Annotated in this window: 1 protein-coding gene; it reads left to right on the top strand. The window is 30.8% G+C overall.

The features are described from left to right. Nucleotides 1–121: 121 nt before the first annotated feature. The coding region (locus COE25_RS30095) for an IS1182 family transposase (RefSeq protein WP_098935240.1) at nucleotides 122–1,278 on the top strand (1,157 nt) is incomplete at its 3' end.

Below are 1,278 nucleotides of genomic sequence, written 5' to 3'. Positions count from 1 at the left end.
CTTTCAAGGCGCAACCCTCATCAAACCGTACGTGAGTCTGTCTAACAATTAATAATAATTTTTATGTGTAAGAAGAAATCTGATATTAATGTCGAATACCTTTAAGAAAGGGGATGTTAATATGGCATTTATTCTTGGTGAAGATAGAAAACAAATCACTTTATTACCATATACTTTAGAGGATTATGTTAGTGAAGATAATCCAGTAAGAGTAATTGATGCATATATAGATAGTTTAAATTTAGAGGACCTAGGATTTGTTGTTTATTCTGGTAACAGTGCTGGTCAAAAACCTTACAGGAGACAAGATCTCCTTAAATTATATATATATTGTTATATGAATAAAATCCGGTCATCACGTATGATGGAGACCGAGGCAACTAGAAACATTGAATTAATGTGGTTGATTGGGAAAATAAAACCTGATCATGGTACCTTATCTTCATTTATGAAAATTAACAAAAATGCCATTAAGCAGTTGTTTAAAGAATTTATACTTATGTTAAAAGGGTTTGGTCTTATTGACGGTACCCTTGTAGCTATTGATGGAACAAAGATAAAAGCAAGTAGTGCAAAAAATAAACATTATAATGAAAATATTATTAAAGAGAAATTAGAATACTATGAAGCGAAAATTGAGGAATATATCAATAACGTTTTAGAAACAACTGAAAATGAAAGTATGAAACAAAAAATAACTGAAAAAATATCGTGCTATAAAGAAAGAATACAGCAGCTGAATGCCATTAAAGAAGAGCTCAAAGAACAAGGAAAGAAACAAGTTTGTTTAACTGATTCAGATGCAAAATCGATGAAGAACAACGGGAAATTTGAAGTTTGCTTTAATGTTCAAGCAATTGTAGACAATAAAAATAAATTATTTGTAGACTACGAAGTAGTAAATGATGTTAATGATCAAGGGCAATTATCAAACATGGTTAAAAAAGCAAAGGAAGTATTTGAGGATCAAAATATTACAGCTTTAGCAGATACAGGTTATTTTAATATGTCTGAAATAACAGACGTGGTTGATGAACAGACCGAAATACTAATTAAGCCCCAAAAAGGAAAACAACAAAAGGTTGAAAACGGGTTTGATAAATCAAATTTCAAGTATGATCAAATAAATGATGTTTTTATTTGCCCGATGGGCTACTGTTTAAATTTTAAATGGAATGGGAAGCAAAACGGTAAAGATTTCAAACGTTATACGTGTGTAAACTATAATGAATGTGGGAAAAAGGAGTTGTGTACTTCAGCAAAAGGCGGGAGATCTGT

Origin of the sequence: Bacillus sp. AFS031507 (assembly GCF_002584635.1) — a bacterium.
Classification (GTDB): domain Bacteria; phylum Bacillota; class Bacilli; order Bacillales; family Cytobacillaceae; genus Neobacillus.
Note: the sequence above shows the minus strand (reverse complement) of the source record. Positions and strands in the feature narration are given on the sequence as shown.